This window comes from Saccharothrix australiensis (assembly GCF_003634935.1).
Classification (GTDB): Bacteria; Actinomycetota; Actinomycetes; order Mycobacteriales; family Pseudonocardiaceae; genus Actinosynnema; species Actinosynnema australiense.
Map to the genome: position 1 here is coordinate 4295069 of NZ_RBXO01000001.1, position 20565 is coordinate 4315633.

Sequence of the window (20565 nt, forward strand, 5' to 3'; positions counted from 1 at the left end):
CAATGCGGGCGGTAGCATTCGCCCCGGCGGGCGCAAAAGGTCCACGACGAGGGAAAAGCACCCTCGGCGACCCGCATTATTGCGGTTTGCGGCGGACATCCGACCATTCTGCCCGTAACGATGTAACCGACCGGGCTAACGAAGCGCCATAGAGCACGATATCCGCGCTATGGGGACCGATTCCACGCCGGCAGTACGACTCGCCCCCATGCCCCCCTCACGCACACCACCAGCCCCCTGGAGTGCCGGATGAACAGCCGAGTGGTCGAGCTCGAATCCGTCCTGTCCCGCCCGGCCCCGGACCGGAGGGAGGCGCGGCACCTGGCGATCGAGCTCGCCGACACGCTCGACCCCACCACGGTGCGCAGGCACGTCGACCGCCTGCTGCGCTGTGTCACCGCCCTGACCCGGATCGACTCCGCCGACGCGGGCGAGGAACTGCTCGACGCGATGCTCGACGTCGTCGAGCCGGGCAGCCCCGAGGCGGTCAAGGTGCGCGACCAGCGGGCGCTGATCGCGGTCGCGCGCGGCCGGTCCGACCTCGTCGGCAGGCACATCGCCACGCCGTGGACGGGCGGGACGGCCGGCCCGATGGCCACCACGCGGGTCGTGCCCGAGGGCGGGAAGTGGTCGGTCGACGGCCACGTGCCCACCCTCGCCGCCGCGATCGGCGTGGGCGTCGCGCGGGCCCGCGCCGAGCGGCTGCCCGCCGCCGTCGGCGACCGCCCGCCCGCCGCGCCCGACCTCCTCACCGACCCGGCCGCCGACCCCGACGCGCTGGAGAGCGACCTCAGCCGCAGTGCCGCGGCGCTCGGCGCCGACCACCCGCACACCCTCGCGCTGCTGATCAGCCTCCGGTCGGCGCGCTTCCAGATCGCCCGCGACCAGGGCGGGGCCGACCGCGTCGGCGAGGCGCTGGCCGACCTGCGGGAGGCCACCGACCGCGCGGTCACCGCGCTCGGGCCGCACCACCCGCAGTCCCTCGTCGCCCGCGCGAACCTGGCGTCGGCGGAGTTCGAGCTGGCGCGCGTGCGGCGGTCCGCCGACCAGGCGCAGCTGGTGCTGCCGAGCCTGCGCGGCGCGGCCGACCTCGCCGTGGCCAAGCTCGGCCCCGACCACCCGCACTCGCTGGTGGCCCAGTCCAACCTGGCCGCCGCCGAACTGGAGGTCGCCCGTGTCGAGGGCGCGCACGCCCAGGCCAGGCGGGCGCTGGACACCGTGCGCACCGCCGCGAGCCGCGCCGTCGCCCTGCACGGGACGTCCCACCCGGCCGCCCGGCTGCTCGCCCGGCAGTTGCGGGCCTGCGAGGCGCACGTCGGCGAACCGGGCACCCGGCGCGCGCTGGAGGACGTGCACGTGCCCGTGGAGGAGGCGGCCCGCCTGCTCGCCCGCTCGCGGCCCGCCATCCCCCTGACCCGCGGCGCCGTGCCCGGCCGGCCGCCCGTCCGGGTCACCGCGTCGACGCCCGGCGCGCTGGCGACCGACCCGCAGTGGCCCGACCACAGCCTCCTCGGGAGGCTGCGCGACCACACCCGGCAGGAGCTGCTCACCGTCGGGACGGTGGTGCGCTACGCCGCCGACCGGGAGCTGATCGAGCAGGACGCGCGCGACACGCACGCGTTCCTGCTGCTCGACGGCATGGTCAAGGTGCAGGTCACCGACGAGGCAGGCGACACCGCCGTGCTCGCCATCCGGGCCGCGGGCGACCTGGTCGGCGAGATGGCCGCGCTGGACCACCGGCCGCGCTCGGCCACCGTCGTCACCTGCGGCGACGTCGTCGCCAAGCTGATCACCAGCGCGGAGCTGACGGCGTTCCTGCACCGGCGCAACGACATGTTCGTCGAGCTGATCAGCGTGGTCGACGACCAGCTCCGCTGGGCGAACAAGCGCCGCCGCGACTTCCTGTCGCACACCGCCGCCGAGCGCGTGGCGCGGGTGCTGGCCGAACTGGTCGGCTCCTACGGCCGCGAGGAGCGCGGCGGCTGGACCCTCGGCATCCCGCTGACCAAGGTCGAGCTGGCGTCGATGGCCGGGATGAAGCCGCGCACGGCGGAGAAGGCGTTCAGCGACCTGCGCAAGGCGGGCGTGGTGGTCAGCCACTACCGGCGGGACGTGCTGGTGCCGGACCTGGAGCACCTGCGGAGGTTCGCCCGGATGGAGTGATCCGGGGCGACGTCCGGCCGGTCGGACGGGCGGTGCGCCCCGGTGGGGCGCGGCGGCCGGTCCGACCGGCACGTGGTCACCGGCCGCGCACCAGCCCCGGAATCGGCCCGAAGGTCAGGCACAGGTGCAGCGGGTGCACGCCCCACCGGTCCATCGCGTACATGGCGAGGATGCCGCCGGTGGCGATCGACTCGGGTGTGGCGGGCCCGTTCATCGACCGCCGTCCCTCCCACAGGGGCAGGTCGGCGGGCGGTGTCGGCGCGGTCTGGACCACCGACAGCCGCTCGCCCTCGTACTCCTGCACCACCATCAGCACGTACGGCTCCTCCAACTCGCCCGCGTGCGTGCCGGGTTCGACGGTGACGCACTCGCCCCGCTCGGCCGCCGCGCCGCTGACCCGGCCGACCCACCGGAACGCTTCGAGCAGCGTGTCCTCGTTCATGCCCGCGCTCGCCTCCTGACCGCTCACGCGGGTCAGCCCGGCGATGCCGGCGGCGACCCCGCCGTCGGCGGAGCGGTAGCGGTTGAGCAGGACGACCGAGGACGAGTCCGGGTCGAGCGCGACGAGGTCGCGGAACCTGGTCTCCGCCAACGGGGTGCGGGCGAGCGTGCCGAGGCCGAGCAGGGCGAGGACCTCGGCGGGGTCGTCCATGCGCCAGAAGGTGCACTCGTCGCCGACCCACAGCGGGAGGTAGCCGCCGATGGGGATGCCGGGCACGACGGTGGTCAGCGTGGAGCCGACCTGCGGGCCGGGCGGTGGTGCGGCGTGCGCCGGCGCGTCGGCGGGCGCGTCCGACGCCGTCGGTGCCGCGGGTGTCGTGGTGTGGGCCGGTGGAGCGGCGTGTCCTGGTGCTTCGGCCGGCGGCCCGGCGGGGTCGGGCGCGGCGTGCGCGGGCGGCCCGGCTTCCGGTGCGGCGTGCGCGGGGGGTGGGGGTTCGGGCGCGGCGTGCGCGGGTGCGGCGTGGGCCGGTGGAGCGGAGGGCTGCGGCGCGGCGTGGGCGGGTGGCGGGGTGGCCGGCGCCTGCGCGGTGTCGCCGTGCGGAGCGGAGGGCTGCGGCGCGATCCCTTGGTGGGGAACGGAACCCGGCGGCACGGGGCCGTGGGGAGCGGGGTTCTGGTGGGCGGGGTTCTGGTGGGCGGGGTTCTGGTGGGCGGGCGCGTGGGTACCGGGGTTGTGGGGACCGAGGTTGTGGGAACCGGGGCCCGGTGGGGCGGGTTGCCGCGGCGCCGGACCGCCGAAGGGCGGCAGGGCCGCGAACCTCGGGTCCACGGTCGCCGTCCGGATCACGTGGTGGGCCCAGGCGCGCACCCTGGTCAGCGGGTGGTCGGCGAACTCCGCGTCGTAGCGCGGGTCGTCGCCCGCGTGGAACGGCAGGCGACCCTTCACCTGCGGCGCGTACGGGTGGGGCAGCACCCACTTGTCGAAGCCGACGCGGGCCGCCAGGACGGCCTCCCGCACACCCGTGACGCCGCGTTCCGGGGCCTGGGCCATGAGCACGGCGCTGGAAGCCGCCCTCGGCACCGTGAACGACGCGACGAACACCTGCCCGGTCGGCTGGTTCGGCAGCGGCAGCTTCAGCACCTGGAACAGCGCGGGCACCCCGCCGAGCAGCAGGGCGTGCGCCTCGATCAGGCAACCGGCCTCGCCGTAGATCACCGCCAGGTCGTGCCGGAGTCTCGGCAGGTCCTCCAACGGCGCGGGCAGGTCCGGCACCAGGTCGAAGTACTGGAGGCTGACCACGTCCCCGGTGGCGGGGTGCAGCCAGGTGGACTGGTCCTGTTGCCGGAGGCCGGTGGTGTCGAATGCGATGGGCACGGAACGACCCTATTGGTGCGCCGGCCCGATGTCCGGTCGGTTCACGCGCATCCGCAGCCGGCGGGGCCGGACCACCGCCGCGACGGCGGGCTGGACGTCGCGTTCGCCGGGCAGGTGCGTGAACCGCCAGCGCGCGACGACGGACGCCAGCGCCAACGTCGCCTCCACGAGGCTGAACCGGTCGCCGATGCACTTGCGGGCGCCGCTCGCGAACGGCAGGAACGCGCCGCGGGGCGGTGGCGTCCGCAGCGACTCGTCCCAGCGGTCGGGGTCGAACCGCTCCGGGTCCTCGAAGAGGTCGGCGCGGTGGTGGATGAGGTAGGGGCTGCAGGCCAGGACGGTGCCCGCCGGGAGGGGGTGCGGCCCCAGCGTCGTGTCGGCGGTGACCTTGCGGGTCAGCAGCCACGCCGGCGAGTACAGGCGCAGCGTCTCGGTGACGACCCGACCGGTGAGGCCCAGGCGCGGCAGGTCGTCGTAGGTCGCGGTGCGCCCGCCCAGGACGGTGTCCAGCTCGGCGCGCAGGCGGCGTTCGACGTCCGGGTGCGTGGCGATCAGGTGCAGCGCCCACGCCAGGGTCGTCGCGGTGGTCTCGCTGCCCGCGAGGTGGAAGGTCATGACCTGGTTGACGACCTCGACGTCGGACAGGGTCCGGTCGGCTCCGGTGGACTCGCCGTCGTAGGCGGCCAGCAACGCGGACAGCAGGTCGCCCCGGTCACCACCGGCCCCGTCGACGCCGGCCCCGTCGACACCCTCACCGGTGCTGCCCCCGACGCCGTCGGCGACTCCCCTGCCACGCGCTTCCGCCCGGCGTTCCCCTTCCGCCCGGCGCGCGGCGACGATCGACTCGATCGTCGCCCGCATCCGCTCGCTCGCCCGCCGGAACCGGCGGTTGGGCGGGAGCGGCAGCCGGGCGAGGGCGTCCGGCATGAGCATCCTGGGCAGGATGTCGGTGGCCAGCGTGTCCGCGTCCTGCTGGGACTGCCGCAACCGCGCCGGCGTCAACTGGTCGGAGAACAGCGTGGCGGTCAGCACGTTCGTGGTCAGCATGGTCATCTGCGCGGGCACGTCGATGACCTCGCCGTCGTGCCACGCGTCGACCCGCTCGGCGATCTGCTCGGACATGATCCGCCCGTAGGCCGGTAACCGGGCGGGGTGGAACGCGGGCTGGAGCAGCCGCCGCTGCCTGCGGTGGTCGGCGTGCGGGCAGAACGCCAGGTTGTTGCCCACGATCTCGCGGGCGCGGTCGGTGAACGGGCCGCCCTTGTCGAACGTCCGGTCGTCCACGAACATCCGGTGCACCAGGTCCGGGTCGCACACCATGATCGCCTTCACCGGGCCGAGCGCGATCCGGACGAGGTCGCCCTGCCCGGCCAACGAGGAGAGGAAGCCGACCGGGCCGCGCAGCATCGCCAACGCGTGCCCGACCAGGGGCAGCGCACCACGTGCGACGGGGATCGGCGATGCGACCGCATGGACCACGAGCGCTCCTCGGCGAGTGTGCGGGTGTCCCGGTGCCCATGCGGCCCCCGGATGTCGACCGCCGAACCCCGTGCACAGCCTCGCAGCACCGCGCCACCGCCCACGACGGCCGTTGGGGTGCGCCGCATCCGCGAAACGAGTGAACGACTTCCACGCCGCGCACCACGCGCCCTGTGAGCGCCGGCACGCCAGAAGAGCCTGGAATGGCCGGTAAAATCGGTTCAGTCGAACTTCCATCGGTCGCGGTCACTGTCGACACGGGACATGTGACAGGAGCCCCTCCCTTGACGACGACCACCGCCACCGCACCGACCACGCCCACCCACCGGGGCGGCGCCGCCGCGATGAGCGCGCTGGCCCTGGGCGGGTTCGCGATCGGCACCACCGAGTTCGCGACGATGGGCTTGCTGCCGCAGGTGGCGGGCACGTTCGACATCTCCATCCCGACCGCGGGCCACGCGATCAGCCTGTACGCGCTGGGCGTCGTGGTCGGCGCGCCGCTGATCGCGTGCCTGGGCGCGCGGCTGCCGCGCAAGGGCCTGTTGATCGGTCTCACCGTCGCCCTGGCGGTGGGGAACGGGCTGTCCGCCGCGGCGCCGGACGAGGGCCTGCTGATGATCGCCCGGTTCGTGGCGGGCCTGCCGCACGGCGCGTATTTCGGCATCGCCGCCGTGGTGGCCGCGGGCCTCGTGCCGCCGGAGCGGCGCGGCACCGCCGTGGCCAGGGTCATGATCGGGCTGACGCTGGCGAACCTCGTCGGCGTGCCGGTCGCGACCGCGGCCGGGCAGCGGGTCGGGTGGCGCGCGGCGTACGTCGCGGTGGCGCTGATCGCGGTCGCGACGGCGCTGGCGGTGGCGCGGTGGCTGCCGCGCCGGCCCGCGCCGGGTGACGCGGGCATGACCGCCGAACTCCGGGCGTTCCGCCGGCCGCAGGTGTGGTTCGCCCTGGTCACCGGCATGGTCGGGTTCGGCGGGATGTTCGCCGTCTACTCCTACGTCTCCCCGCTCACCACCGAGGTCGCCGGCCTGCCCGGTGGCGCGGTGCCGTGGGTGCTGGCGGTGTTCGGCCTCGGGATGACCCTCGGCGCGGCGGTCGGCGGCCGGTTCGTGGACCGCTCGGTCATGGGCACGGTGTTCGGGGCGCTGGTCTCGGTGACCGTCGTGCTGGCCGTGTTCGGCCTGACGGCCCGGCTGCCCGCGGCGGCGGTCGGCTCGGTGTTCCTGATCGGGTTCGCGTCGCAGGTCCTGGCGTCCGCGCTCCAGGTGCGGCTGATGGACGCGTCGCCGGACGCGCCGTCGCTGGCCTCCTCGTCCAACCACTCGGCGCTCAACGTCGCGAACGGCGCGGGCGCGTGGCTGGGCGGCCTGGCGATCGCCGCCGGGTGGGGTTACGCCGCGACGGCCTGGGTCGGGGTGGGGCTCAGCCTGGCCGGCTTGGCCGTGGCGGGCCTGTCCGTGCTGGTAGAGCGTCGGTGAGGGGAGCCGGGAAAAAATCTTGCCCGGCCGGGAACAGGAAACTTGAGTCGACCGTTGTCAAGGGTGAGCGGCGGGCGACACCGCCGAACCACCTGACCGATTGGTGTGGAAGGAGCCTGTGACGATGTTGATGCGCACCGACCCGTTCCGCGAGCTGGACCGACTCACCCAGCAGTTCTTCGGCGCCAACGGGACGGCGGCCCGTCCCGCCACCATGCCGATGGACGCGTACCGGAGCGGCGAGGAGTTCGTCGTGCAGTTCGACCTGCCCGGCGTGCCCGCGGAGTCCATCGACCTCGACGTGGAGCGCAACGTCCTGACCGTGCGCGCCGAACGTGCCGCCAACGGCGACCACGAGTACCAGGTCGCCGAGCGCCCGCGCGGGCGGTTCAGCAGGCAGCTGTTCCTGGGTGACGCGCTCGACGCCGACAACATCAAGGCGAGCTACGAGGCGGGCGTGCTGACGCTGCGGATCCCGGTCGCGGAGCGCGCCAAGCCGCGCAAGATCGCGATCAGCGCCGAGTCCGAGCCCAAGCAGCTCGACGCCTGACGCGCCACGGGGTTGGTCGAGCCCCGACGGGTTCGACCAACCCCGTGGCGGCGGGGCGGACCAAGCTCACCGATACCACCCGACAAGCCGCCCGGCCGGGCCGCCGCCTCGCCGGGCGGCTTGTCGGGCAGCGTCGTGGGCCGCCGCCTCGCCGAGCCGCCCATGGAGTGACCGCCTCGCCGAGCCGCCCATGGAGTGACCGCCTCGCCGAGCCGCCCATGGAGTGACCGCCTCGCCGAGCCGCCCATGGAGTGACCGCCTCGCCGAGCCGCCCATGGAGTGACCGCCTCGCCGACCCGGCGTTCGCCGGCCCGGCATCCGCCAGCGACCGACGGACCTCCGCCTCGACTCTCAGCTAGGCCGGGCAAAACTGTCCGTACCTCGTGGGAGAATGGTGTCGGGGGCCGGAGGCCACCCACCCTGCAACGCTGACCCTCTGCGGCGCCCACCTCCCGCAGCGCTCACCGGCCTGCGGCGCTGCCGGGCACGCGAAGTCCGTGGCCACCCCGCTGTGCTCCCCGTTGCCCCAAGAACCCACAGCGAGCCGGGAACCCCTAGGACCACGTGTTGATCAGCACGTCGGCCACCCACTCCCCCACCCCCGCCGGATAAGGCGCCGGCAGCCCGAGCACGACGTGCCGGAACCCCGCGTCGACCGCCTCACCGATCGCGTCCCGCGTGAGCCGGGGCCGGTCGTAGGAGACCGGTAGCTGGATCGAACGGGTCACCGCGGTCGGGTCGCGGCCGACGTCGGCGCAGTACCGGTCCAGCAGCGCGCTCCGCCGGGCGGCGTCCGCCACGTCGCCGCCGGGGATGTTCCACAGGTCGGCGTGCTCGGCGGCCACCCGCAGCGTCGCCGACGAGCGCCCGCCGACCAGGATCGGCGGGTGCGGGCGCTGGACCGGCTTGGGGTTGCCGAACGCCCCGCGGAGCCGCACGTGCTCGCCGTGGAAGTCGAACGGCTCGTCCTCGGTCCACAGCCGCCGGATCACCGTGCACGCCTCGGCCAGGCGCGCCACCGCCTCGGCGGTGTCGTGGAAGGGCAGGCCGTGCGCCTCGTACTCGCGCCGCGCCGACGGGTGGCCCGGCCGCGAACCCACGCCGATGCCGAAGTCCAGCCGTCCGCCGGAGACGACGTCGACCGTCGCGGCGATCTTGGCCAGCACCGCGGGCGGTCGGAAGCGGTTGCTGGTCACGAGCAGGCCGAGGCGCAGTCGCCCGGTCCGCGCCGCGAGGGCCGACAGCAGCGTCCACCCCTCGTAGGCCGGCCCGTTCGGGTCGCCGCCGATCGGCATCAGGTGGTCGAACAGCCACGCGTGCTCGATCTCCGGGATCGCGTCCGCCTCGCGCCAGACCCGCAGGACGTCCTCGTAGTGGACCTGCGCGGGCGCGGTCATGATCCCGAAGCCGGGCCGGGTCGGGTGTGGCATGGGGTCTGTCGTCCTTTCCAGCGCGGGGCGGGTCAGCGACGGCGCAGCGCCGGGTCGAGCAGCGCGGGCGGGGTGTCGTGCTTCTCGTCCGGGGCCAGGTCGACGCCGGGTGCGACGATCCCGTCGATCGCGTCGAGCACGTCGGGCGTGAGCACCGTGTCCGCGGCGGCGAGCTGCGAGCGCAGGTGCTCCGGCGTGCGGGGGCCGATGATCGCGCTCGTCACGGCCGGGTGCGCGGTCACGAACCCGAGCGCGAGCTGGATCAGGGTCAGGCCGGCCTCGGCGGCGACGCCGACCAGCCGCTCGACGGCGTCGAGCTTGGCCCGGTTGGCGGGCGCGGAGAGGTCGAACCGCCCCGGCATGAACGTCGAGCGGTTGGTGGCGACCTCCCGGCCCCTGCGGACCGCGCCGGACAGCCAGCCGCCCGCCAACGGGCTCCACACCAGGACGCCGAGCCCGTACTGCTCGGTCACGGGCAGCACGTGGGACTCGACACCGCGCTGGAGGACCGAGTAGCCGGGCTGCTCGGTGGCGTACCGGCCCAGGTGGTGCTCGCGGGCGGCCCACTGGGCCTGCACGATGCGGTACGCGGGGTACGTCGAGGTGCCGAAGTAGCGGATCTTCCCCGCGTTCCGCAGGTCGGTCAACGCCGACAGCGTCTCCTCGTCGTCGGTGGCCGGGTCCCACCGGTGCACCTGGTAGAGGTCGATGTGGTCGACGCCGAGCCGGCGCAGGCTGTCCTCCACGGCGGTGAACAGCCAGCGGCGCGAACCGCCCTGGTGGTGGCCGCCGTCCCGCATGGGCAGGCCGGCCTTGGTGGCGAGCACGACGTCGTCCCGACGGCCGGCGATGGCCTTGCCGACCATCACCTCCGAGTCGCCCGCGCTGTAGTGGTCGGCGGTGTCGACGACGTTGACGCCGGCTTCGAGCGCGCTGTCGACCAGGGCGGTGACCACGCCCTGGTCGGTCTGCCCGATCCGGCCGAAGTTCATCGCGCCGAGCGAGAGCGCGCCGACCTGCACTCCGGTCCGACCGAGGGTGCGGTGTCGCATGACCGTGTTCCTCTCCTTGGCGATCGCGGCGCGGGCGCGCCGCGTGGCCCACCGGTCCGCGCTCTGCCATGATGAGCAAACGGAACCGTGTCCCGATTCCGACGATACGGAACCATGTCCCGTTTAGCAAGGCGGTGTCGAGCAGTGGAGGTACGACGCGGTGAGTGAGGAAGACCGGGGCGCGCGGCAGGTGGCGCGCCCCAAGCGGGCCGACGCCCGGCGCAACGAGAAGACCCTGCTCGACGCCGCCGCCGCGATCTTCGTGACGTCGGGAGTGGAGGCGCCGGTGCGCGACATCGCGGCCAAGGCCGGTGTCGGGACGGCCACGATCTACCGGCACTTCCCCACCCGGGCGGACCTGATCATCGCCGTCTACCGGCACCAGGTCGACGCGTGCGCCGAAGCGGGCCCGGACCTGCTGGCGGCAGGCCCCACCCCGCACGCCGCGCTGGGGCGGTGGATCGACCTCTTCGTGGACTTCCTGGTCACCAAGCACGGCCTGGCCGCCGTGCTCCAGCCCGACCACGCCGGGTTCGACGCGCTGCACGCGTACTTCCTCGACCGCCTCGTGCCCGTCTGCGCCCGCCTGCTGGACGCGGCGGCCGAGTCCGGCGAGATCCGGCCGGACGTGCAGGCGTACGAGCTGATGCGCGGTGTCGGCAACCTCTGCATCGGCGCGGACAGCGATCCCCGCTACGACGCGCGCCGCCTGGTCGCGCTCCTCATCGCGGGTCTCCGCCGACCCGACTGACCGCCGACCGGACTGACCGCCGACCGGACTGACCGCCGACCGGACTGGCCGCCGACCGGACTGACGCAACCGCGCCGCGCCGCACGCCATCGGCAGCCGGGGAGCGACCGCGCCACCGCACGAGCCGGGGGCCGGGGACGAGTCGTCCTCCGGCCCCCGGCACCTCCGACGCGAGGAACCCAGCGACCGAACCTCAGCCCGACGCGGCCTCGAACACCACGTCCACCCAGAAGTTCGTCCCACCGGCCGCCACCGTCGACGGCATCCCCTCACCCGACCCGAAGACCCCGGCCGGCCCCTCGGGCGTGGCCAACGGCGGTGAGTCGACCCGGTACCCCGCGAAGTACCCCTCGCTCAACGCCGGGTACCCGCCGGGCACCGTGTAGCTGCCGACGTAGACCTCGCCGGCCGCCACCGGCACCGGCGAGGCGAAGGTCAAGGTCTGCCACCCCTCCCCCGTCACGCCCGTGAACGGCCCGGTCGCCAGCCGCGTCCCGTCCGACGCCCACAGGTTCCCGGTGTGCGGACCGGGGTTCGCCCCGGTCTGGTAGAACCGCACGCCGGTGACGACCCCGTCGACGGTCGGCGTGAACCGCACACCCACGTGCTGGAAGGACGTGAAGGGCTTCCACCGGATGTCCGGCAACGCCGCGCCGCTGAACAGGGAGCACGGGCACACCTGCGTCGCCGTCGTGGTGAACCGCCAGGTGACCGGGGTCGGCATCGCGTTCGCGGCCTCGTCCACCGCCCGCACGCTCACCGCGTGCCGGGTGTTCGCCGACAGCCGCGCCTTGGGCGTCCAGACCACCGTGCGGCCGTCCTCGGTCCTGCTCAGCGTCCCGTCGACCCGCGAACCGCCCCCGTCGGTGACGGTGACGGTGGTGTCCGCCAGGTCGACCGGCTCGTCGAACGACGCCGTGACCGGCCCGTCCAGGTCGACCTCCGTCGCGTCGTCCAACGGCGTGTGCCCGCCGCCGACCGGCGGCACGGTGTCGCCGCTGAACGTGTAGACGACGTCCACCCAGTAGTTGTTGCCCTGGTGGGTGTTGGTCGGGAACCCGCTGCCCGCGACGTAGACGCCGTTGGGGCTGTCCCAGGCGTTGCGCGGCGCGCTCAACGGCGGCGAGTCGACCCCGCGGCCCTGGTAGTAGCCGTAGTCGACCGCGAACCGGCCGCGCGGCGCGGTGTAGGACGCCACGTAGGTCGTCCCCGCGCGGACGTCGACCGGTGTCGCGAAGGTCAGCGTCTGCCAGCCCGTCGCCGTCTCCCCGGTGAAGGTCCCCGTCGCCAGCCGGTCGCCGGTCGCGGACCACAGCGAGCCGGTGTGGGTGCCGGTGTTGCCTTCGCCCTTGTAGAACCGCACGCCGGTCACCCGGCCGTGGTGCGCGGCCTTGAACCGGACGCCGAGTTCGTGGGCGGCGCCGTCGCCCGCCGACGGGACGGTGGGCACGGTGGCGGCGCTGAACAGCGAGCACGGGCAGGCGGTCGACGCCTCGGTGGTGATCTTCCAGGTCGTCGTGGGCGTCGCGTTGCCGTGGACGTCCGCGACGACCGCGTGCGCGGTGTAGGCGGTGTTCGGCGCGAGCACCGCGCCCGGCCGCCACGTGACGGTCCTGCCGTCGTCGGACAGCTCGGCCGTGCCGGTCAGCCGGACGCCGCCCGGATCGGTCAGCCACACCCTCGGCGACGCCGGGTCGACCGCCTCGTCGTAGGTCAGGGTCAGCGGACCGCCCACCGGCACGCCGGTCCCGTCCGGCGCGGGGGTGCGCGCGAGGACGGTCGGCGGTGTGCGGTCGCCGTCGACGCCGTTGCGGTACACGACGTCCACCCAGTAGTTGTTCCGGTTGTGGCTGGCCGAGGGGAAACCGCCGCCGTAGCGGAAGACGCCGTTGCCGCCGTCCTCGCCGTGGGCGAGCGCCCGTATCCCGCCGTAGGACGCCTGGTTGCCGAAGAAGCCGGGGTCCACGGCGTAGCGGCCGTTCGGCGCGTGGTACGACACGACGTAGGTCGTGTTGGCCTGCACGCTGACCGGGGACAGGAAGGTCAGCGTCTGCCAGCCGGTGGTCGTCTCGTCGGTGAACGTACCGGTGGCCAGCAGCAGCCCGGTGGCCGACCAGAACGAGCCGGTGTGCGTGCCGGTGTTGCCGGGCCCCTTGTAGAACCGGACGCCCAGCACCTCGCCCCGGCCGTCGAACCGGACCTTCGCGCCGACCTCCACGGCGGCGGTGTCCGCGACGGCCGGCTCGACCGGCGTGGTGAAGTCGTCCCACACCGTGCACGGGCAGGCCGCCGGGCGCGGTGAGCCCGTGGTGAACGCCCAGGTGTGCGCGGCGCTCCGGTTGCCGGCCGGGTCGCGCACCCGCGCCGACGCCGTGTACGGGGTGCCGGGCGCGAGAGCGGCGGACGGGACGAACCGCGCCGCCGTGCCGTCGACCGACGTCGTGCCGGCGACCGCGCCGCCCGGTCCGGTGAGGGTGAACTCGACCGAGCCGGGGTCGACGACCTCGTCGTAGGTGACGTGCACGGCGGTGGTCGGCGGCACGCTGCCCGCGCCGGGACCGGGGCGCAGGTCGGCGACGCCGGGCGCACGCGTGTCGGGCCCGGCTTCCGGCGCCCACACCACGTCGACCCAGTAGTTGCTGCCGCGGGTGCTCGCGTTCGGGAAGCCGCCGCCGGCGCGGAACACGCCGTTCGCGCCCTCGCCCGCGCCGCTCTGGAGCGCGGTCAGCGGCTCTAGGTGCCGGGCCGACGTGGTGAAGTAGTCGGTGTCGACCGAGAAGTGGCCGGTCGGCGAGAGGTAGGACGCCACGTAGACCTGGTTGCCGTCGACCGCGACGGGGCTCGGGAACAGCAGCGTCTGCCAGCCGCCCGCGGTCTCGTCGGTGAACGTGCCGGTCGCCAGCCGCACCCCGGTGGCGCTCCACAGGCTGCCGGTGTGGGTCCCGGTGTTGCCGGGTCCCTTGTAGAACCGCACGCCGCGCACGAAACCGGTAGACGCCGCGCGCCACCGGACGCCCAGCTCCATCGCGGAGGGGTCGGCGAGGTCGGGTGTGGCGGGTGTGTCGTGGTCGGTCCACAGGCCGCACGGGCAGACCCGCGCGGCGACCGCGGTCGTGGCGGACGCCGTGCCCAGTGGGTTGCGCCCGGCGTCCAGGGCGCGGGCGAGCAGCGTGGCCTGGCCCGAGGCGGTCGGCGTGTAGGTGTGGCGCCACGTCGAGCCGCCCGCCTGCCACGTGGCCGCGCCCCACCGGGAGCCGCCGTCGGTGGACACCTCGACGGCCGCGACGGCGTCGGGCTCGGTCAGCGTGCCGGAGAACGCGTAGGGCGTGCCGACGGTGGCCCCGGCGGGCACGTCGGTGAACTCGACGGCCGGCGTCGCGGCGGGCTCCGCGACGGCCCGCGACTGGGTGGGCCCCAGCGGGACGAGCAGGGCCACCGCGAGCGCGGCGACCGCGAACAACCGCGTCCGCGCACCGGGTCCGCGCCGAGGGACACCAGGTCCGCGCCGAGGGACATCGGGGCCGCGCTCCGGGGTATCGGGTGTGCGCCGTGGGGTATCGGGTCTGTGCCGCGGGACCGCGGACACTCGTAAGGCGTCGGGTAACGACATCGGCTTCCCGCCTCTCCGCCAAGGCCGGACGGCCCCGGTTCCACGCCGGGCATCGGTGGGGCGACGCGAGCCGTTACCGGACGAGGCCGGGGCGGCTGCGGCGCGGAGGGCCGGGGGAACCGTTGCCGCACCGGCGAATGCGCGTGGACGGTCGCGGTGGGACGGTCCCGCCGCGCGGGCCGCCGGGGCAGGGCCCGCACGTACCGCCGGCTGTTCGCCGCGCGGGTGACCGCGCTGCTCGGCACCGGTCTGGCCACCGTCGCTCGGCCTGCCCGCCCACGACGTCGCCGGCGCGGACGCGGGCGCGGTCCTGTGCACCGCCCTGGCGATCAAGATGGTCACCTACGTCGGCATCGGGGCCGGCGGCCGGCGCGCTCGCGGCCAGGGTGCCGCGCGGGACCGCGCTCGTGGCGCTCGACTGCGTGCGCGCGGCCGGCGCGCTCGCCCTGCCGCGGGTGGACGCCGTGTGGCAGGTCCACGCCTGGTCCTCCTGCTGCGCGTCCGCCGCGTTCACCCCGATCTTCCAGGCCACCATGCCGGACGTCCTCACCGCGCGGCGGGGCAGCGCGGGTCAGCGGTCCGCGCGCTCCCGGCCGATGCGGCGGCGCAGGCTCAACGGCCGGATGTCCGTCCACACCCGCTCGATGTGCGCCAGGCACTCCTCCCTGGTGCCGCGGACGCCGGCGTCGGACCAGCCCGGCACGTCCGCCCGGTCCACCGGCCAGATCGAGTACTGCTCCTCGTGGTTGACCACGACCTTGTAGACGTCCCCCACGTCAGGAGGCCCCCTCCACCGGGAACGGCGACGCGGCGGGCGCGGGCACCCGGTCCACCCGCCCGGCGAACTCCAGGTTGCCGTCCGGCAGTTCGCGCGCCAGGTCACCGGTCCGGTACAGCCGCGCGCCGGGCTCGCCGCCGAACGGGTCGGGCACGAACCGGTCGGCGGTCAGGCCGGGCCGCGCCCAGTAGCCGTGCGCCACGCCGACACCGCCGACGAACAGCTCGCCGAGCGCGCCGCGCGGCACCGGCCTCATCGCGCCGTCGAGCAGGTGGACCCGCACGCCGGGCAGCGCGGTCCCGATCGGCACCCGGCCCGAGCCCCGCGCGGTGACCTCGTACGCGGTGCACGACACCGCCGCGCCGGCCGGGCCGTAGGCGTTGACGATCCGGCGCACCGGGCCGCCCAGCCACGCCGCGACGTCCTCGAACCGCAGGTCCGCGCCGCTCACCACGAGCACGCCCGCCCACTCGGTCGCGCGCTCGGGCACGTGGTCCGCCGCCAGCAGCCGCAGGTGCGAGGGCGTCGTCTTGACGAAGCTCAGCCCCGTGTCGCCGCGCGCCGAGGTCGGGAGGTCCGCGCGCAGCCACAGCGTCCGACCGGCCAGCAGCGGGCAGTACAGGCTGGGCACGGCCAGGTCGAACGCGAGCGACGAGTGCAGCACCGCGCCGGTGCCCTCGTCCAACCCGAACGCGCCGACCGCCCAGCGGAGCTGGTTCACCACGTTCCCGTGGGACAGCACGACGCCCTCGGGGTCACCGGTCGACCCGATCGCGTACAGCACGCACACCACGTCGTCCGGCCCCGTGTCGACGCCCAGCGGCGTGAACCGGACGCCCACCACCTCGGCCGCGGTCGTCACGCGGACACCGGGGTACCGCCGGGCCAGCGGCGGGTCCGTCACCAGCACCCGCGTCCCGGTGTCCCGCAACAGGTGCTCGACGCGCGCGGCCGGGCACGACGGGTCGAGCGGCAGGTAGGCCGCGCCCGATTTGAGGACGCCGAGCAGCACCGCCACCGTCTCGGGCACGCGGTGCAGCAGCACGCCCACCACGTCACCGCGACCGACGCCCAGCGCGCGCAGGTGGTGCGCCCACGCGTTCGCGCGGCCGTCCAGCCGCCGGTAGCTCCACCGCACGTCGGGCGCCGCGACGGCGACCGCCTCCGGCGTCACGGCCGCCTGCGCCGCGACGAGGTCGTGCACGCACCCGTCACGCCCGTCCACGGACCTCACCCTCCCCGAGCCTCACGGGCGCGGTCGGAGTCGCCGCGGCCGGACGGCCGGGCCGGACCCGCGAGCCGGGCGCCCCGCGCGCGGACCCCGACCGGCGCGCCGCCCCACCCGCACGGCGTCGCGCGGGCGGACCGCCGCACGGCCGCACCCCCGCGCCGCGCCGCGCCCGCCCGGCGACGGCCGGAGCGCGACGTCGACCGGCGAACCGCCCGACGACGAACGCGGCACGACGCACCGGACACTCCCCTCGCGCGCGGCGGCGACCAGCACGACCGATCGGAAAGCGGCGTCCGACGACAATCCGACGGCGATTGCGCGTCCGCTCGGGGTGGACTCCCGCGGACCCGCCCCGGCTACCGTCGACCCCAGATCCCCCGGTCTTCCCCGACTCGGTCGACTGCTCCGCAGCGGCCGACACTTCGCATACTAGCGATCGGGGCCATCCAGGCAACCCCCGTTCGGACAGTGGTCGACGCCCCCTCAAATCGATGGTCACGGCCGCCGGCGACGTGCTTGACGCGGGCGGAAGCCCTGTGCCACGTTGGTGCCGCGCCAGGTCGGCGTCGGTGGGGCGTCCCGCCCAGGGACCGGAGCACGCGCCGGCGCGGTGGCCGTCGAGGCAATTACGAGTGGTCTTCGGAAACGCCGGGAAACCGGGTGCGCCGACGCGCCTGTGGTCGCCCGGCGCGTGCGCGCGAATCGTTTCGCGGGGGAATCGCGTGCATTGTCGTGAACCATTTCACCCGAACGCCCACCGCGCACGGTTGAATCCCACCGTGCGCGCGGACGTCACCCGACCCGGTGCCCGGCTGGGAATTCGGGGCGAGCCGGCGCGGTGACCCGCCGCGCACCGCGGTCCGGCACGGTCCGCCGGTCGGCGGTCCCGCGGGGCGTCCGCCGACCGGGCCGCGCCCCGCGCGGGTCGACGTGCGGCGCCGGTCGACGTGCGGCGCCGGTCGACGTGCGGCGCCGGTCGACGTGCGGCACCGGTCGACGTGCGGCACCGGTCGACGTGCGGCGCGGCCCCACGTGCGGCGCGGGCCCGAATCCACGCGACCGCGCGGCGCGGTTTTGCGAAGCTGGACCGGTGACGATCACCTCCGCCCTGGCCGCGCTCACCGCCGGGGAACCCGACCGCGCCAGGGACCTCGCGTCCGCCGTCGACTCGCCGCTCGGCCGCGCGCTGGGCCGGTACCTCGCCGGCGACGCCGACGGCACGGTCTACGACCGGCCCGCCGCGTTCCGGGCGTTCATCGGCGGCGGCGGCAACGTCGGCCTGTACGAGGCGGTGGGCTCGGCGCTGGCCGACCTCCACGAGCGCGTGCGGCCGGCCTCGCTGCTCGACGTCGGCTGCGGCGACGGCCGGGCCCTGCGGCCGTCGCTCGCCCGCCACCGGCCCGCGCGGCTCACCCTCGTGGAACCGTCCGCCGCGCTGCTCGCGGAGGCGGTGCGACACCTGCCCGGCGACATCGCGACCGACGCCCGCAACACCCGCGTCGAGCCGTTCGCCGGGTCGTGCGGGTGGTTCGACGCGGCGCAGTCGACCTTCGCCCTGCACACCCTGCCGCACGGGACGCGGGACGAGGTGCTGGCCGCGCTCGCGCCGCGCGTGGGCGTGCTGGCGGTGGTGGAGTTCGACGTGCCGGACCTGCCCCCGGCGGAGCGCCTGCGGTTCCTCGCCGAGACCTACGAGCGCGGCCTGGCCGAGTACGACGACGACCGGGACCTGGTGGCGCAGGGCTTCCTGATGCCCGTGCTGACCGGTCAGCTGCTGCCCGGCGCGGTGCGCTCGACGTGGGAGCAACCGGCGGACCGGTGGGCGGAGCAGGTGGCGCGCGCCGGCTTCACCGACGTCCGCGTCACGCCGCTGCACGACTACTGGTCGTCACCCGCGTTCCTGCTCACGGCCGCCGGGGGCGCCTGACCGCGCCCGCCCGCGCAGCCGCCCGCCGGCCCCTCATCCCCTGCGCCGAACCCCCTGCGCCGAGCCGCCGCCCGCCTTCCGGACCCTTCCCACACCTCGGGACCCGTGCGGCGGCCGGCCCCGGTTCACCCTTCCACCGGCTCGACATCCCGGCGGGCGATCGGGGACGCAAGGGGAAATCCGTGCTCACGGCGTTCGGCGGCGCGAGAGGGCGAGCCTCCCTCGCATACCGTCCGTCGCGGCGGAATCAAGGCGTTCGCCGAATCGTGTGGCCGGTCGCCACCAACCGGAGCAATTGCGCCATCCGGCGCGGACCTACCCATTCGGGCGACTGTACACGGTCAAATAGCCGGTGCTAGCGTATTCCACGGTCGCGACCGCCGATTAGCCCTTCCACGGAATTCGCCGGCACCGCAATTCGGCGGTATCCCGCAGCGCGCATTCCGGTCAGGGCGCGGACTCACGAGGAGAGCACTCACCGATGACCACTGTCGCACCCGGGGTGCTGCGCACCGATTACCAGAAGTCCGTGGCGGCGTATTGGAACGCCGAACGCGACCCGGTGAACATCCGGCTGGGCGAGGTCGACGGGATCTACCACCACCACTACGGACTCGGCCCGTACGACGAGTCCGTGCTGGCGGGGCCCGAGGAGACGCGGGACGCGCGGGTGATCGCCGAGCTGCACCGGCTGGAGACCGCGCAGGCCGACTTCCTGCTGGACCGGTTCGCCGGGATCGGGCCGGACGACCGGCTGCTGGACGGCGGCTCCGGGCGCGGCGGCACGAGCATCATGGCCAACCGGCGGTTCGGCTGCCGGGTCGACGGCGTGTCCATCTCCGAGAAGCAGGTCGAGTTCGCGAACGACCAGGCCGCGCGGTGGGGCGTGGCGGACAAGGTGCGGTTCCACTTCCGGAACATGCTCGACACCGGTTTCGAGGCCGGTGGTTTCGACGGCGTGTGGACCAACGAGACCACCATGTACGTCGACCTGTTCGACTTGTTCAGCGAATTCTCCCGGCTGCTGCGGCACGGCGGTCGGTACGTGTGCATCACCGGCTGCTACAACGACGTCACGGGTGGCCGTTCCAAGGCGGTCAGCCAGATCGACGAGCGCTACACGTGCAGCGTCCACGCGCGCAGCCAATACTTCAAGGCGCTCACCGCGAACAACCTGGTGCCGATCGAAGTGGTCGACCTGACGCCCGCCACCATTCCTTATTGGGAACTGCGCGAGCGCTCGTCGGTGGCGACCGGCGTGGAGTCGTCGTTCCTGACGGCGTACCGCGAGAGCAGCTTCCACTACCTGCTCATCGTGGCCGACCGCGTCCAGGGCCGGATCTGACACCGGCGTCGCCGCCACCGCGCCGTGCTCCGCGCACGCGCCGGTGGCGGCGACCGCGCGCTTCCGCGACGGTTGCCGCCACCGGGCGTCTGTCGGGTCGCCCCGCGACGGTTGCCGGGTCCGGGCGACCGCAGCGCCCCTGCGGCGGGTGCCGGCTCCGGGCGACTGTCGGGTCGCCCGGTGCCGGCGGTGCCCTGGGGGTGCGGTGCCCTCCGGGGCTTGCGCGGAAGCCCTGACGGCGGCTACGCCTCGGCGGACCGCGAGAGGACCCGGTCGGACAGCAGCTGCCCCGGCCAGTCCCCCACCGTGAACGTCTCGACCGGCGTGAAGCCCCTGCTCCGGTAGTACCGCACCAGCCGGCCGTCGCCGCCCGCGTAGCAGTCGACCCGCACCAGGTCGATGCCCTGCCGGCGCGCCTGGTCGCGGGCGTGGTCGAGCAGCGCGGCACCGACGCCGAGGCCGGTGAACGCGCGGGACGTCACCAGCAACCGCACGTACAGCTCGGGCTCGTCGACGGCCGGCACGTAGTCCATCGGCTCCGGCGAGTGCGTCAGCGCACCGGCCGGCTCGCCGTCGACCTCCGCGATCCACACGGTGTCCTCGCGCACCCGGTCGGCGATCCGCCCGGCCCGGCGCGGGTCGGCCGACCACGGTTCGCTGCCCCACTGCCCGGTGCGCCCGGACGCGTCCAACCACGCCACCGCGCCGTCCAGCATCGCCATGATCGCCGGCAGGTCTGCCGGACCACCTCGACGGATCTCCACGCTTCCCCCTTCGCGACAGGTCTGCGGCCACCTTACGTCCTCTGAGGACACTGGCCGCCGCTCCTCAAAGGACACGAGCCGCCGCGAACATCGCCACCGCGGGCATGATCCGCTCAACCACCGCGAGCCCCCCTTACCAATGCGTCCGCATCGTAGACAGTGGCGTGCAACGATCTCAATGCGTCCGTATTGCT

At 74.7% G+C, this 20565-nt stretch carries 14 protein-coding genes; 6 read left to right on the forward strand and 8 right to left on the reverse strand.

Translation table 11 applies throughout. The features are described from left to right. The first annotated feature begins 249 nt into the window (after window positions 1-249). Window positions 250-2163, forward strand: a complete 1914-nt coding sequence (locus C8E97_RS36100; protein WP_246018978.1) for a cyclic nucleotide-binding domain-containing protein — start codon at window positions 250-252, stop codon at window positions 2161-2163. 76 nt (window positions 2164-2239) lie between these two features. On the opposite strand, the gene C8E97_RS35385 is transcribed toward C8E97_RS36100, so the two are convergent. Further along, complete coding sequence (locus C8E97_RS35385) at window positions 2240-3979, reverse strand: hypothetical protein (RefSeq protein WP_211347069.1); 1740 nt, start codon at window positions 3977-3979, stop codon at window positions 2240-2242. Between the two features lie 9 nt (window positions 3980-3988). Then, window positions 3989-5458 carry a cytochrome P450 gene (locus C8E97_RS18515; protein ID WP_246018980.1) on the reverse strand — a complete coding sequence of 490 codons (1470 nt, stop codon included), beginning with the start codon at window positions 5456-5458 and terminating at the stop codon, window positions 3989-3991. 284 nt (window positions 5459-5742) lie between these two features. Here C8E97_RS18515 and C8E97_RS18520 point away from each other — a divergent pair, with 284 nt between their 5' ends. Next, window positions 5743-6933 carry an MFS transporter gene (locus C8E97_RS18520; protein WP_121006854.1) on the forward strand — a complete coding sequence of 397 codons (1191 nt, stop codon included), beginning with the start codon at window positions 5743-5745 and terminating at the stop codon, window positions 6931-6933. A 124-nt stretch (window positions 6934-7057) separates the two neighbouring features. Next, the gene (locus C8E97_RS18525; protein ID WP_121011824.1) at window positions 7058-7483 is read left to right on the forward strand and encodes an Hsp20/alpha crystallin family protein; all 426 of its coding nucleotides are present in this window, start codon (window positions 7058-7060) and stop codon (window positions 7481-7483) included. Between the two features lie 554 nt (window positions 7484-8037). Here the strand turns inward: C8E97_RS18525 and C8E97_RS18530 are convergent. Both C8E97_RS18530 and C8E97_RS18535 read right to left on the reverse strand, forming a co-directional pair. Continuing rightward, complete coding sequence (locus C8E97_RS18530; RefSeq protein ID WP_121006855.1) at window positions 8038-8913, reverse strand: LLM class flavin-dependent oxidoreductase; 876 nt, start codon at window positions 8911-8913, stop codon at window positions 8038-8040. Between the two features lie 32 nt (window positions 8914-8945). Continuing rightward, a complete protein-coding gene (locus tag C8E97_RS18535; protein WP_121006856.1) occupies window positions 8946-9965 on the reverse strand; it encodes an aldo/keto reductase in 1020 nt (339 codons plus the stop codon). A gap of 160 nt (window positions 9966-10125) precedes the next feature. Between C8E97_RS18535 and C8E97_RS18540 the strand changes: the two genes are divergently transcribed. Further along, entirely contained in the window at window positions 10126-10716 is a 591-nt protein-coding gene (locus C8E97_RS18540; protein WP_121006857.1) for a TetR/AcrR family transcriptional regulator, read from the forward strand. A gap of 193 nt (window positions 10717-10909) precedes the next feature. Here C8E97_RS18540 and C8E97_RS18545 read toward each other — a convergent pair whose 3' ends face one another. From C8E97_RS18545 to C8E97_RS18560, 3 genes are all read right to left on the reverse strand, one after another. Then, on the reverse strand, window positions 10910-14176 hold the full coding sequence (locus tag C8E97_RS18545; protein WP_246018981.1) for a DUF4082 domain-containing protein: 3267 nt from the start codon (window positions 14174-14176) through the stop codon (window positions 10910-10912). A gap of 721 nt (window positions 14177-14897) precedes the next feature. After that, window positions 14898-15101 (reverse strand): MbtH family protein, encoded by a 204-nt coding sequence (locus C8E97_RS18555; protein ID WP_121006859.1) that lies wholly within the window; start codon window positions 15099-15101, stop codon window positions 14898-14900. 1 nt (window position 15102) lies between these two features. Further along, window positions 15103-16329, reverse strand: a complete 1227-nt coding sequence (locus C8E97_RS18560; protein ID WP_170211900.1) for an AMP-binding protein — start codon at window positions 16327-16329, stop codon at window positions 15103-15105. Window positions 16330-17425: 1096 nt separating this feature from the next. Between C8E97_RS18560 and C8E97_RS18570 the strand changes: the two genes are divergently transcribed. Both C8E97_RS18570 and C8E97_RS18575 read left to right on the forward strand, forming a co-directional pair. Further along, a complete protein-coding gene (locus C8E97_RS18570) occupies window positions 17426-18262 on the forward strand; it encodes a class I SAM-dependent methyltransferase (RefSeq protein ID WP_121006862.1) in 837 nt (278 codons plus the stop codon). Window positions 18263-18743: 481 nt separating this feature from the next. Beyond that, on the forward strand, window positions 18744-19607 hold the full coding sequence (locus tag C8E97_RS18575) for a geranyl diphosphate 2-C-methyltransferase (protein ID WP_121006863.1): 864 nt from the start codon (window positions 18744-18746) through the stop codon (window positions 19605-19607). A gap of 242 nt (window positions 19608-19849) precedes the next feature. Here the strand turns inward: C8E97_RS18575 and C8E97_RS18580 are convergent, their stop codons facing one another. After that, window positions 19850-20371: a GNAT family N-acetyltransferase gene (locus C8E97_RS18580; protein WP_246018983.1), complete on the reverse strand. Its 522-nt coding sequence runs from the start codon at window positions 20369-20371 to the stop codon at window positions 19850-19852. Between the last annotated feature and the right edge of the window lie 194 nt (window positions 20372-20565).

Bases quoted from the DNA above. Each gene is read 5' to 3' on its own strand.
- C8E97_RS18575 (WP_121006863.1), top strand. From the start codon at position 18,744: ATGACCACTGTCGCACCCGGGGTGCTGCGCACCGATTACCAGAAGTCC.
- C8E97_RS18530 (WP_121006855.1), bottom strand. From the start codon at position 8,913: ATGCCACACCCGACCCGGCCCGGCTTCGGGATCATGACCGCGCCCGCG.
- C8E97_RS18525 (WP_121011824.1), top strand. From the start codon at position 7,058: ATGTTGATGCGCACCGACCCGTTCCGCGAGCTGGACCGACTCACCCAG.
- C8E97_RS18535 (WP_121006856.1), bottom strand. From the start codon at position 9,965: ATGCGACACCGCACCCTCGGTCGGACCGGAGTGCAGGTCGGCGCGCTC.
- C8E97_RS36100 (WP_246018978.1), top strand. From the start codon at position 250: ATGAACAGCCGAGTGGTCGAGCTCGAATCCGTCCTGTCCCGCCCGGCC.